Genomic DNA, 12,521 nt, shown 5'->3' on the forward strand with positions numbered 1-12,521 from the left:
CATGGCGCTCTCTCACGACCCGCTCTGGCCGCGCGCCGGAGGCTGGCCTCCCATCGACACCACGGCGGATGCCGTGCTCCTCGGCGTACCCGTCTGGCGCACGTCCCTCTCCCCGACGGGTGCGCATGCGACACCGGCGGCGATCCGCGAGGCACTCCCCCGGTACGGCACCGCCCTCATGGGCCCGCCCGCGGTCGACCTGAACGACGCGCTCCGCATCGCCGACGCCGGCGACGTGCCCGACCCCGACGGCGACGCCGGCGAGGCCGAGGTGATCGCCCGCGTCCGAGACCTGTCGCCGGTGGCCGACCTCGTCATCGCTCTCGGCGGCGACAACTCGCTCACCTACCCCGTCGCGCTCGGAGCGCGGGCGACCGGGCTCATCACCTTCGACGCGCACTTCGATCTGCGCGACGGCATCTCCAACGGCACGCCGGTGCGTCGGCTCGTCGAGGACGCGCCGGCGGCATCCGACCTGGAGACCTCCCGCATCGATCCGCGGCGGATCGTGCAGATCGGGATCGCGGACTTCACCAACTCGGTCGCATACGCGCGGCGCGCCGCCGACTGGGGCATCCGCGTCATCACGCTCGACGAGCTCCGTCGACGCGGCGTGGCGGATGTCGTGGCCGAAGCCCTGGAGATCGCGGGATCCGGAGCAGGAGCGCGCGTGCACCTCGACATCGACGTGGACGTGTGCGATCGCTCCGTCGCTCCCGGCTGCCCGGCGAGCGTCCCGGGCGGGCTCGCCGCCTGGGAGCTGCGCGCTCTCGCCCGAGGCGTGGCATCCGACGCCAGAGTGGTCAGTGCGGACATCGCCGAGGTGGATGCCACGGCGGATGCCCCCGACGGACGCACGGTTCGGCTGGCCGCTCTGTGCGTGCTCGAGCTCCTCGCCGGACTGCACGCACGCCGCTGAGCCGCGAACGCCGCTCCCTTCAGCGCACGACGAGCTCGGGCACGATGAGGGCGTGAGCCGCGCCAGGTCGCACCTGTCGCGGGACGACGACATCTCCGGTCGGCCCCATGAGCAGGTCGAGGATCGCCGCTGCGACGTCCTCCGGATGCTGTTCGATGCTGGAGAAGCCCAGCGCCTCCGCCGTCGGGGTGTTGTCGAAGCCGATGACGGGGATGCGACGACCCGCGCGCGAAACGGCGATCTGGGCGCCGACGGCGAGGGAGTCGCTCGCGCAGACGATCGCGTCCAGCCGCTGACCGTCGTGAAGGGCAGCGTCGATCTGCCCGAGCGCCGCCTGCACGGACTCCTCCGCGACCAGTCGCGCTCCGGACGCACCGGCCGCGTGCATCGCCTCCCGCCATCCGCGCTCGCGGTCGTCGCCGGTTCCCGAGCCGGCAGGCCAGCCGAGGAACGCGACGCCGGGGCCGAAGGTCAGGGCGTGCTCCGTCGCTGCTTTCGTTCCCGCGGCGCCGTCGACATCGACCCAGAGGTGCACGGGGTCGGCGATGTCGTCCTCACCCCACGGCCGGCCGAACGAGATGAACGGCACACCCTGGTCGTCGAGCCTGCGAACTCGCGGGTCGTCCTGCACTGTGCCGGTGAGGATGGCGGCATCGATCTCCGAGCCCTCCCACAGCTCCGACAGGCGGGCCAGCTCCTCCTCCGGCGTGCGCGCCGCGTACACGAGCATGCGCATGCCGCGTTCACTGGCGCGCTCGGTCACGGCATGCACGAAGCGATCGAGCACGACACCGGACACTCCGCCGACATACGGGTCGAGACGGATGCCGATCGCTGAGCTCCGGCGCAGACGGAGGCGCCGCGCGGCGGCGTGCCGGCGGTATCCGAGCTCATCGATGGCGCTGAGCACCCGCTCGCGTGTCGATTCCCGCACGATCTCCGGGGTGTTGAGCACGTTCGACACGGTCTGCCGCGACACCCCGGCGAGCGCCGCGACGTCTTCGACGGTGGGCGCCTTCGGCATCCGTCCTCCTCTCGACCGCCGCCAGGAGCGGGGCTTGACACTTCCGCAGCCCCGCGCCTAGCCTAGGCTACGCGGAGTTTGATCGTTCAAATTTCTTCGCTCCCTCCCGACCTCGCCTGCAGTGACACATCAAAGGAGATCGACCATGACACGGCACACCACCCGCGCGGCCCTCGGGACCGGCGCGGTGCTCATCACCAGCGCGCTCGCCCTGACCGGCTGCGGCTCTGGTTTCTCCGGGGGCGGCGATTCCTCGTCGGAGGGCCTGACCTCGTCGGACGACGCCCTCACCGTGCTCATCGGCTCGTCCGGCGACGCCGAGACCGAGGCCGTGCAGGAGGCCATCGACGCGTGGTCGAAGGAGTCGGGCACGAAGGTCTCGCTGCAGGCCGCGAGCAACCTGAGCCAGGAGCTGTCCCAGGGGTTCGCCGCGGGCAAGCCCGCCGACCTCTTCTACCTCTCGACCGACCAGATCGCCGGCTTCGCCGCCAACGGCTCGCTCAAGGCCTACGGCGACGAGCTGAAGAACAAAGACGACTTCTATCCGTCCCTCGTCGAGAACTTCACGGTCGACGGCGAGTTCTACTGCGCTCCCAAGGACTTCTCCACGCTCGCGCTCGTCATCAACTCCACGATGTGGGCGAATGCCGGACTCACCGACGCCGACCTGCCGAAGACGTGGGACGACCTCGCCGCGGTCGCCAAGAAGCTCACGACCCCCGAGCACGTGGGCCTCGCGTTCAGCGCGGAGTATCAGCGCCTCGGGGTCTTCATTGCGCAGTCGGGCGGAGGTCTCGTCAAGGACGGCGCGGCGATCGCCGATGACGACGCGAACGTCGCGGCCCTCGAGTACGTGAAGTCGCACCTCGCCGACGGGACGTTCGCCTTCGCCAAGGACATCGGCGCAGGATGGGGCGGCGAGGCGCTCGGCAAGCAGTCGGCGGCGATGGTCATCGAGGGCAACTGGATCACCGGCGCGATGTCGAACGACTACAGCTCCGTCGACTACACCGTCGCCGAGCTCCCCGCCGGGCCCGCCGGGAAGGGCACACTGCAGTTCACGAACTGCTGGGGCATGGCCGCCGACAGCCCGAACCAGGAGGCGGCGCTCGACCTCGTCGAGTACCTGACGAGCGCCGACAGCCAGCTGGCGTTCTCGAAGGCCTTCGGCCCGATGCCGTCGATCGCCTCCGCCGCCGACGCGTGGACCTCCGCCAACCCCGAGCTCGAGCCGTTCCTCGCGGGCGCCGACTACGCCCAGTTCCCGCCGAACCAGGACGGAGCCGCCGACGTGATCGCCGACTTCAACGCACAGCTGGAGTCGCTCAAGACCGGCGACCCCGCGCAGATCCTCGACTCCGTTCAGTCGAACCTCGAAGCGGTCGTCGAGTAACCATGGCTGCGCACGCCTCTCCTCGCCGCGGCAGGGCCTCAGGGCTCCGCCGCGGCGAGGCGGTGGCCGGGTGGCTGTTCACCGCCCCGGTCATCGTCATCCTCGGGGTCTTCCTGCTCGTTCCGGTGCTGATGGCGCTGTGGGTGAGCGTCTCCGACTGGGCCGGACGCGGCAGCCCCCTCTCCGGCGACGTGTCGTTCGTCGGCGCCGACAACTATGCGGCCGTGCTCGCCGACGGAGGCCTCGCGACGAAGGACTTCGGCACGGCTCTCCGCAACAACGCGTGGTACGTGCTGCTCGTCGTCCCGCTTCAGACGGCGCTGTCGCTTTTCCTCGCGATCCTCGTGAACCGCGCGGTCCTGCGCGGACGCGGCTTCTTCCGCACCGCCTTCTACTTCCCCTCCGTCACCAGCTCGGTGGCGATCACGGTGCTCTGGATGTTCCTGTTCTCCGCGAGCGGCGCCGTGAACGACGTTCTCGCGTGGTTCGGCGTCAACGGCCCGAACTGGTTCAACGATCCGCGCGGCATCCTGCATCTCGTCCTCTCCGCCTTCGGAGCGGATGCCGGTCCCGCCGCACTGACCGATGGGGGGATGCTGGGCGTCTCCTGGTGGGACTGGTTCGCCGGACCGTCGATCGCGATGAGCGCCTACATCCTGATGGCCGTTTTCACCACCTCCGGCACCTTCATGCTCCTCTTCCTCGCCGGCCTGCAGAACCTCGGTGCCGACGTCGATGAAGCCGCGATGATGGACGGCGCGAACGGCTGGCAGCGCTTCTGGCGCATCACGCTCCCGCAGCTGCGCCCCACGCTCTTCACGGTGCTGACGCTCGGGCTCATCGGGTGCTGGCAGGTGTTCGACCAGATCTACACCGGCACCCAGGGCGCACCGGGCAAGACGACGCTGACCCCTGCGTTCCTGTCGTACCAGACCGCGTTCAAGAACCAGGAGTGGGGGCAGGGCGCCGCGATCGCGTTCATCCTGTTCGTGATCATCGTGGTGTTCACGCTGATCCAGCGCTGGGCGCTCCGAGACCGGCCCGTCTCACGCCGTCGCATCAGGGCGTATGAGGTCGCGGAGAAGGGAGCGATGTCATGAGACTCTCCCCCAAGCAGCTGACCTGGCAGATCGTGCTGTACGGCGTGCTGGTGGTGCTCGCGCTCATCTACGTCTACCCGTTCCTGATCCAGGTCGTCACGAGCTTCAAGACCGACGAGGACGCGGCGTCGAGCGGGATCTCCCTCATCCCCGACGTGTGGACGTTCGCCGCCTATGAGCGCCTGTTCGCGCACTCCGACTTCGCCTCGTGGTTCGTCAACAGCGCGATCGTGACGGTCGTCGTGACGGCAGGGCGCGTGTTCTTCAACTCTCTCGCCGGATACGCTCTCGCGCGCCTCCGGTTCCGCGGACGCGGGGTCGTGTTCGCCGCGCTGGTCGCCGTGATGTCGGTGCCGACCGTCGTGCTCCTGATCCCGAAGTTCCTGGTGATCAACCAGCTCGGAATGTTCAACTCCTACGCCGGGATGATCCTGCCCCTTCTGGTCGACGCCGCCGGCGTCTTCATCATGAAGAACTTCTTCGAGTCCATCCCCGTCTCCGTGGAGGAGCAGGCGCGCATCGACGGCGCCGGCACGTTCCGCCTGTTCTGGTCGGTCGTGCTCCCCATGGCGACCCCCGCGCTCGTCACGATCGTGATCCTGTCGTTCCAAGGATCGTGGAACGAGCTCAGCCACTTCATCGTGTCGACGAACGACCCCGCCCTGACCACGCTCACGAAGGGCGTCGCATCGCTCGCCAGCGGCCAGCTCAGCCAGGGCACCCAGTATCCCCTCAAGCTGGCTGCGGCGCTCATCATGACGATCCCGGTCGCCGTGATGTTCTTCGTGTTCCAGCGCCGCATCATGAACTCCACCGAAGGAGCCGTCAAGGAATGACCGACACCCTCCCCCTCCAGCCGCTGCTCGACGCCGCTGTGATCGTCCTGGAGGCGCCGACGCAGGTGTGGTCGGATGCCGCGGGGACCCTCGGCACGGCGCCGATCCACGGCGTGTACCACGGCGACGTGCGGCACATCCGCGCGATCTCGACCGAGGTCGAGGGGTCGGCTCTCGAGCCCATCGGCTACGGCTCCCCCGACCCGCGGCACGTCCGCTTCACTGACGTGCTCCGGGGCATCGACGACGCCTCGGCCGACCCCAAGGTGCGCCTCGACAGGGAGCGCGCGGTGGTCGCCGGCCGGCTGAGCGAGAGCATCCGGGTGTCCACCGGTCTGGCCACGAGCGTGCCCGTGGTGCTCACGGTGCGCCTCACCCCCGACTTCGCACCGATGCAGTCGGTCAAGGCCGGCCTCCCCGCCGAGGGCGGATGGGAATGGGACGGCGCGACCTGCCGGCGCGGCGACGCCTCCTTCACCGTGCGGGCTCCCGGCGGCGTCATCGAATCGACATCGCACGAGCTGGTGCTGCGCTGGACGCTCGAGACGCCTGCGCGCGGCGAGGCCCACGCCGAATGGTCGGTGGAGCTCGACGACCCGACGCTCGTCGTCATCGCGCCCCCGCGCACGGCGGTGACGGATGCCGGGGACGGCGCGGCGGAGACGCCCGATCCGACAGGCGCACCCGCAACGGCGCCGGCCGATCCGCGCGCGACTCGATGGCTCGCCCAGGCTCTCGCCGACCTCGACGCCCTGCGACTTGCGCTGCCCGAGCATCCGGACGACGCGTTCTACGCCGCCGGCGCGCCGTGGTTCTTCACCCTGTTCGGGCGCGACTCGCTCTGGGCGGCTCGGCTCGCCTTGGGCGACGACACCTCCGTCGCAGCGTCGACCCTGCGCGTGCTCGCACGGCTGCAGGGGACGAGAGCGGATGCCGCGACAGCGGAGGCGCCGGGCAAGATCCCGCATGAGCTGCGCAGCGGAGCGCTGTCGCTGCCGAACGAGGGCGTGCACCTGCCGCCGCTGTACTATGGCACGGTCGACGCCACGGCGCTCTGGGTCTGCCTGCTCGCCGATGCTGCGCAGGCGGGCATGCCCACCGCGGAGGTCCGCGAGCTGCTGCCCGCGCTCCGCCGGGCGCTCGAGTGGATGACCGTGCACGGCGACTCGTCGGGAAGCGGCTTCATCGACTACGTCGACGAGAGCGGCCACGGCCTCGCGAACCAGGGGTGGAAGGACTCCGGCGACTCGATCCAGTGGCGCGACGGGAGCCTCGCCGAGGGCCCGATCGCCCTCAGCGAGGTGCAGGCGTACGCGTACGAGGCCGCTGTGCGCGGCGCGGCACTGCTCGACGAACTGGGCGAGACGGGCGCCACCGAGCTGCGCGCCTGGGCGGCGGACCTCCGCGTGCGGTTCCGTGAGCGGTTCTGGGTCTCGACACCGGAAGGACGCTACCCGGCGATCGCACTCGACGCCCACGGGCGCGCAGTGGACACGCTCACGAGCAACATCGGTCACCTGCTCGGCACAGGGCTCCTCGATGGCGACGAAGAACGCGCGTGCGCCGAGCTGCTGACCTCGCCCGCGCTGTCGAGCGGCTACGGCATCCGCACGCTGTCGACCGGGGCCGCAGGCTACTGGCCTCTCAGCTACCACGGCGGCAGCGTGTGGACGCACGACAGCGCCATCGCGGTGCACGGGATGCTGCGGGCGGGACTCGTGGAGCCGGCCGCCGCCGTGGCGCGGCAGCTGCTCGACGCCGCCGAGGGCTTCGCCTATCGGATGCCGGAGCTGCACGCGGGAGACGAGCGGGTGCCGGGAGGCCGGCCGGTGCCGTACCCCGCGGCGTGCCGTCCGCAGGCGTGGTCGGCGGCCGCGGCCGTCGTCTGCGCGAGGGCTCTCGCCGCCGCGGTCTGACGGCGCGCCTCGAGTATCACCGGATCTGTCACCGGCCCCGCGAGCGGTGCGCGTCAGCTGACCGCCACGCCGTCCTTCCACACCCGCTCCACGAGCGGCACCCCAGGACGATACGCGAGGTGGATGTGCGTCTGCGCCTTCAGCAGCACGAGATCGGCTCGCCGCCCCGGCGCGATCACGCCCACATCGTCACGGCGGAGGGCCGCCGCTCCCCCGGCCGTCGCTGCGTGCAGCGCCTCGGCCGGGGTCATGCCCATGTCGCGCACCGCCACGGCGATGCAGAACGGCATCGAGCTGGTGAAGCTCGACCCCGGATTGGTGTCGCACGCGAGCGCGACGCGCACGCCGGCGTCGATCAGTCGTCGCGCGTCGGGGTAGGGCTGCCGCGTGGAGAACTCCACCCCGGGGAGCAGCGTCAGCACCGTGTCCGACGCGGCGAGCGCCTCGATGTCGGCATCCGTCAGATAGGTGCCGTGGTCGACGGACGCCGCACCGAGCTCGACCGCGAGTCGCACGCCGTCGCCCGGCCCGAGCTGGCCGGCGTGCATACGGGGGGCCAGTCCTCGGGCGATGCCCGCCTCGAGCACCCGCCGCGACTGCTCCACGGTGAACGCACCCGTCTCGCAGAAGACGTCGATCCACTTCGCATACGGGGCACAGGCGTCGAGCATCGGCCCCGTCACGAGGTCGACGTACTCGTCCGGGCGGTCCGCGTACTCGGTCGGCACGACATGCGCGCCGAGGAACGTGACCTCCGGCGTCACCTCGGCGGCCAGGCGCACCAGGCGCTCCTCGTCCTCGACGCTGAGTCCGTACCCGCTCTTGATCTCGACGGTCGTGGTGCCCTGCGCGAGCAGCTCGTCGACGAACCCTCGCAGGCGCGAGCGGAGTTCGTCGTCGGTCGCGGTCCTGGTGGCCGCGACCGTGGAGCGGATGCCGCCGGCCGCATACTTCTGTCCCGCCATCCGTGCCTCGAACTCGGCGGCACGGTCACCCCCGAACACGAGGTGGCTGTGGCTGTCGACGAACCCGGGGATGACGGCGCGGCCTTGCGTGTCGACGACCTCGTCAGCGGCGGGTGCCTCCGCCGCCGCGCCCACCCAGGCGATGCGGTCGCCGTCGATGAGCACGGCAGCGTCATGACGGGCTGGTCCGTCGTTCGTCGTCAGCTCGCCGATGTTCGTGAGGAGAGTGGTCATGTGCCGCCTTCGCCTTCCGTGTGGTGGCCCCGCTCCGCGCAACGCATCCCCCGACCGTGCGCGGAGCGGGACACTGGTACCTCAGAGTCCCATCGGGATCGTGAGTCCGCGCTCGCGCGCGATGTCCTTCGCGTGGTCGTAGCCCGCGTCGACGTGCCGCATGACGCCGGTGCCGGGGTCGTTCGTCAGAACGCGCTCGAGCTTCTGGGCGGCGAGATCCGTGCCGTCGGCGACGGTGACCTGCCCGGCGTGGATCGAGCGGCCGATGCCGACGCCGCCGCCGTGGTGCAACGACACCCAGCTCGCGCCGGATGCGGTGTTCAGCAGTGCGTTGAGCAGAGGCCAGTCGGCGATCGCGTCGGAGCCGTCCTTCATGGCCTCGGTCTCACGGTACGGCGACGCGACCGAGCCGGAATCGAGGTGGTCGCGCCCGATGACGATCGGAGCCGACAGCTCGCCGGAAGCGACCATCTCGTTGAATCTGAGACCAGCCAGGTGACGCTCCTTGTAGCCGAGCCAGCAGATGCGCGCGGGCAGACCCTCGAAATGCACCTTCTCCCCGGCCTTCTCGAGCCAGCGGTGCAGCGCCTTGTCGTCGGGGAACAGCTCGGCGATGGCTCGGTCGGTCTTGTAGATGTCCTCGGGGTCGCCCGAGAGCGCCGCCCAGCGGAACGGTCCGCGACCTTCCTCGAACTGCGGCCGGATGTACGCGGGAACGAAGCCGGGGAACTCGAAGGCGCGCTCGAAGCCGCCCAGCTTCGCCTCTGCTCGGATCGAGTTGCCGTAATCGAAGACGGCGGCACCGGCGTCCTGGAATGCGACCATCGCAGCGACATGCGCGGCCATCGATTCGCGTGAGCGCCGCGTGAACTCCTCGGGATCACGCTCCGCCTCCGCCTTCCAGTCTTCGACGGAGACGCCGATCGGCAGGTAGGCGAGCGGATCGTGCGCGCTGGTCTGGTCGGTGACCACGTCGATCGGCACCCCGCGGCGGAACAGCTCGGGGAACACCTCGGCCGCATTGCCGACGACACCCACCGAGAGCGCCTCACCGGCGTCCTTGGCGGCGACCGCCCTTGCGACGGCCGTGTCGAGGTCGGTGTGGTACTCGTCGAGGTAACCGTGCTCCACACGACGCGCGAGTCGCGTCTCGTCGACGTCGACGATGAGGCACGCCCCCTCGTTGAGGGTGACGGCGAGCGGCTGCGCGCCGCCCATTCCTCCGGCGCCCCCGGTGAGCGACAGGGTCCCGCGCAGAGACTCCTTGCCCAGCGACCGCGCGACCGCCGCGAACGTCTCATACGTCCCCTGCAGGATGCCCTGCGACCCGATGTAGATCCACGACCCGGCGGTCATCTGGCCGTACATGGTGAGGCCGAGAGCTTCCAGCCTGCGGAACTCGGGCCACGTCGCCCAATCGCCCACGAGGTTCGAGTTCGCGATGAGCACGCGCGGGGCCCACTCGTGGGTGCGGAACACACCAACCGGCTTGCCCGACTGCACGAGCAGGGTCTCATCGGGCTCGAGCTCGTCGAGCGTGCGGACGATCGCGTCGTAGGCCTCCCAGCTCCGGGCCGCGCGCCCCGTGCCGCCGTACACCACGAGATCCTCAGGATGCTCGGCGACCTCGGGATCGAGATTGTTCATCAGCATCCGCTTGGCGGCCTCGGCACCCCAGCTCTTGGCGGTGCGCGTGTTGCCGCGGGGTGCGCGGACGGTGCGTGCATCAGTCATCGACGTGCTCCTTTGCGATTCGTGCGATGGCGCCGGACTGCACCAGCGCAGTCACGGCCTCCATGTCCGGGGAGAGGAAACGGTCAGGCCCTGGGCCGCCGGCGACCGTGCGCACGAGGTCTCGGACGGCGCCTGTGGCTGGTCCTGCCTCGAGCGGGGCGCGCAGATCCAGCGCGCGGGCGCCGGTGAGGATCTCGATCGCGAGCACTCGACCGAGCCCGTCGATCGCGCGGCGAAGCTTGCGAGCGGCGGCCCATCCCATCGACACGTGGTCCTCCTGCATCGCCGACGAGGGGATGGAGTCGACAGACGCAGGGACGGCGAGGCGCTTGAGCTCGGACACGATGCCGGCCGCGGCGTACTGGGCGATCATGAGCCCGGAGTCCACGCCCACCTCGTCGGCGAGGAAGGGCGCGAGGCCGCGGTTGCGTGCCGGATCGAGCGCGCGGTCGGTCCGCCGCTCGGATACGGATGCCACGTCGGCGACCGAGATCGCGAGGAAGTCGAGGACCGCCGCGACGGGGGCTCCGTGGAAGTTGCCGTTGGATTCGATCCGCCCGTCGAGCGTGATGATGGGGTTGTCCACCACGCTCGCCAGCTCTCGCTCCGCGATCGCGGTCGCGTGCGCCATCGTGTCGCGCGCGGCACCGTGCACCTGCGGCGAGCAGCGCAGGGAGTACGCGTCCTGCACGCGGCCGTCCTCAGGCCCCTTGTGGCTGTGCACGATCGGCGACCGGCCGAGGAACGCACGCAGGTGCGCGGCGGATTCGGCCTGCCCGTGCTGCGGGCGCAGAGCCATGAGATCCGCGGCGAACACGGCATCCGTGCCCAGTTGCGACTCGATCGACATGGCTGCCGCCATGTCGGCCGTGATCAGGAGAGCATCGAGGTCGTACAGCGCCAACGCGAGCATCCCGAGCATCCCGTCGGTCCCGTTGATGAGCGCCAGGCCCTCCTTCTCGACCAGCGTGAGCGGCGTGATGCCCGCGGCGCGCAGGGCATCGGATGCCGAGACGAGCGCTCCGGACGCATCGCGCACGTCGCCTTCGCCCATGGCCGCGAGAGCGATGTGGGCGAGCGGGGCCAGGTCACCGGAGCAGCCCAGTGAACCGTACTCGCGCACGACGGGGACGATGCCCGCGTTCAGCAGCGCCGCATACGTCTCGACCACGACAGGCCGCACACCCGTGCGTCCCGACGCGAGCGTCTGCAGACGGAGGAGCTGGAGACCGCGAACGACTTCGCGCTCGACCTCGGGGCCGGTGCCCGCGGCATGCGACCGGATCAGGCTGGCCTGGAGCTGCATGCGGCGCTCCGGCGCGATGAAGGTCGTGGCGAGGGCGCCGAACCCGGTCGAGACGCCGTAATGCGGGTCGGGATCCGCGGCGAGACCGTCGATCACGCTGCGTGTCTCGGCGACGCGCTCGAGCGCTTCCGGGGCGACGACGACCGGCGCGCCATGACGCGCGACGGAGACCACGTCGGCGAGCCGCAGAGGCTCGGAGCCGACGAGAACGGAAGGCAGATCACTCATGACTTGATTCCACACCTTCGGAGTGCTCTCGGGAGGGTGATCGTGGCAGGCTGTGTCTGTGATCACAGACAACAGCGAGACGCACTCCGCCCGGGTGCCGGCCGCGGAGCACACCCTCCGCATCCTCAGCTACCTGGCGGGGCGTCCGGCACCGGTCGCCGCATCCGCCATCGCACGCGATCTGGAGCTGCCACGATCGACGGTGTACCACCTGCTCGCGACGCTGGCAGCACACGGGTTCGTGCTGCACCTGCGCGAGGACCGGCGCTGGGGCCTCGGCACTTCGGCGTTCGAGCTCTCCGGCGGGTACGCCAGACAACAGCCCCTCGCGCGCCTGGGGCGACCTCTCGTGGCCGCACTGTCCGACCGGCTCGGCGAAAGCGCACACCTCGCCGTGATGAGCGGCGGAGACGTGCTCTACATCGTCGAGGAACGCGCACCGCGCCGCCCAGCACTCATCACCGACGTCGGCGTGCGCCTGCCTGCGCACCTCACCGCGACGGGGAGGGCCATGCTGGCCGCGCTCCCCCGCGAGCAGGTCCGTGCTCTCTATCCGTCGGCGGCCGCGTTCCCCGACCGGACGGGGCACGGCCCCCGCACGCCGAGGGAGCTCCGCGAACTGCTGCGTGAGGTGAGGGCGCGGGGATACGCGACCGAGAACAGCGAGGTCGCTGAGGGCCTCCGCAGCGTGGGTGTGGCCGTCGCCGACCACACCGGGTGGCCTGTGGCCGCCGTCGCCGTGACGTGGCCCGGTGACGGCGGCGACGAGGCCCGGCTGGCCGATGCTGTCGCGGAGACAGCACAGACTCTGGAGTCGCGCCTGAAGCGGTGACGACCCTGCGGGCTCCTCGCCGGCACAAGATCGA

The 12,521-nt window shown here is 70.5% G+C and carries 10 protein-coding genes; 6 read left to right on the forward strand and 4 right to left on the reverse strand.

What is annotated here, in order from left to right:
- Position 1 precedes the first annotated feature (1 nt).
- The gene (locus tag AB663_RS16250; protein ID WP_067201631.1) at positions 2-919 is read left to right on the forward strand and encodes an agmatinase family protein; all 918 of its coding nucleotides are present in this window, start codon (positions 2-4) and stop codon (positions 917-919) included.
- A 19-nt stretch (positions 920-938) separates the two neighbouring features.
- On the opposite strand, the gene AB663_RS16255 is transcribed toward AB663_RS16250, so the two are convergent.
- Positions 939-1,943, reverse strand: a complete 1,005-nt coding sequence (locus AB663_RS16255; protein WP_067201635.1) for a LacI family DNA-binding transcriptional regulator — start codon at positions 1,941-1,943, stop codon at positions 939-941.
- Positions 1,944-2,088: 145 nt separating this feature from the next.
- Between AB663_RS16255 and AB663_RS16260 the strand changes: the two genes are divergently transcribed.
- The 4 genes from AB663_RS16260 to AB663_RS16275 are packed head-to-tail and all read left to right on the forward strand — an operon-like array spanning position 2,089 to position 7,188.
- Positions 2,089-3,336 (forward strand): sugar ABC transporter substrate-binding protein, encoded by a 1,248-nt coding sequence (locus AB663_RS16260; protein ID WP_067201637.1) that lies wholly within the window; start codon positions 2,089-2,091, stop codon positions 3,334-3,336.
- Between the two features lie 2 nt (positions 3,337-3,338).
- Positions 3,339-4,436, forward strand: coding sequence for a carbohydrate ABC transporter permease (locus AB663_RS16265; protein ID WP_067201640.1), 1,098 nt, complete (start codon positions 3,339-3,341; stop codon positions 4,434-4,436).
- A complete protein-coding gene (locus AB663_RS16270; protein ID WP_067201642.1) occupies positions 4,433-5,272 on the forward strand; it encodes a carbohydrate ABC transporter permease in 840 nt (279 codons plus the stop codon). Before AB663_RS16265 ends, AB663_RS16270 begins: the two co-directional genes overlap by 4 nt.
- Positions 5,269-7,188, forward strand: coding sequence for a glycogen debranching N-terminal domain-containing protein (locus tag AB663_RS16275; RefSeq protein ID WP_067201645.1), 1,920 nt, complete (start codon positions 5,269-5,271; stop codon positions 7,186-7,188). The genes AB663_RS16270 and AB663_RS16275 overlap by 4 nt, the downstream gene beginning before the upstream one ends.
- A 53-nt stretch (positions 7,189-7,241) precedes the next feature.
- Here AB663_RS16275 and hutI read toward each other — a convergent pair whose 3' ends face one another.
- The 3 genes from hutI to hutH all read right to left on the reverse strand — a co-directional run bounded on the left by hutI (position 7,242) and on the right by hutH (position 11,655).
- The gene (hutI, locus tag AB663_RS16280; RefSeq protein WP_067201649.1) at positions 7,242-8,387 is read right to left on the reverse strand and encodes an imidazolonepropionase; all 1,146 of its coding nucleotides are present in this window, start codon (positions 8,385-8,387) and stop codon (positions 7,242-7,244) included.
- 81 nt (positions 8,388-8,468) lie between these two features.
- Entirely contained in the window at positions 8,469-10,121 is a 1,653-nt protein-coding gene (gene hutU / locus AB663_RS16285; protein ID WP_067201652.1) for a urocanate hydratase, read from the reverse strand.
- Positions 10,114-11,655: a histidine ammonia-lyase gene (gene hutH, locus AB663_RS16290; protein WP_067201655.1), complete on the reverse strand. Its 1,542-nt coding sequence runs from the start codon at positions 11,653-11,655 to the stop codon at positions 10,114-10,116. The genes hutU and hutH overlap by 8 nt, the downstream gene beginning before the upstream one ends.
- Positions 11,656-11,707: 52 nt before the next feature.
- Here hutH and AB663_RS16295 point away from each other — a divergent pair, with 52 nt between their 5' ends.
- Positions 11,708-12,487 carry an IclR family transcriptional regulator gene (locus tag AB663_RS16295; RefSeq protein WP_067201658.1) on the forward strand — a complete coding sequence of 260 codons (780 nt, stop codon included), beginning with the start codon at positions 11,708-11,710 and terminating at the stop codon, positions 12,485-12,487.
- Positions 12,488-12,521 lie beyond the last annotated feature (34 nt).

The sequence above is a fragment of the Microbacterium sp. XT11 genome (assembly GCF_001513675.1).
In the GTDB taxonomy this organism is placed as follows: domain Bacteria; phylum Actinomycetota; class Actinomycetes; order Actinomycetales; family Microbacteriaceae; genus Microbacterium.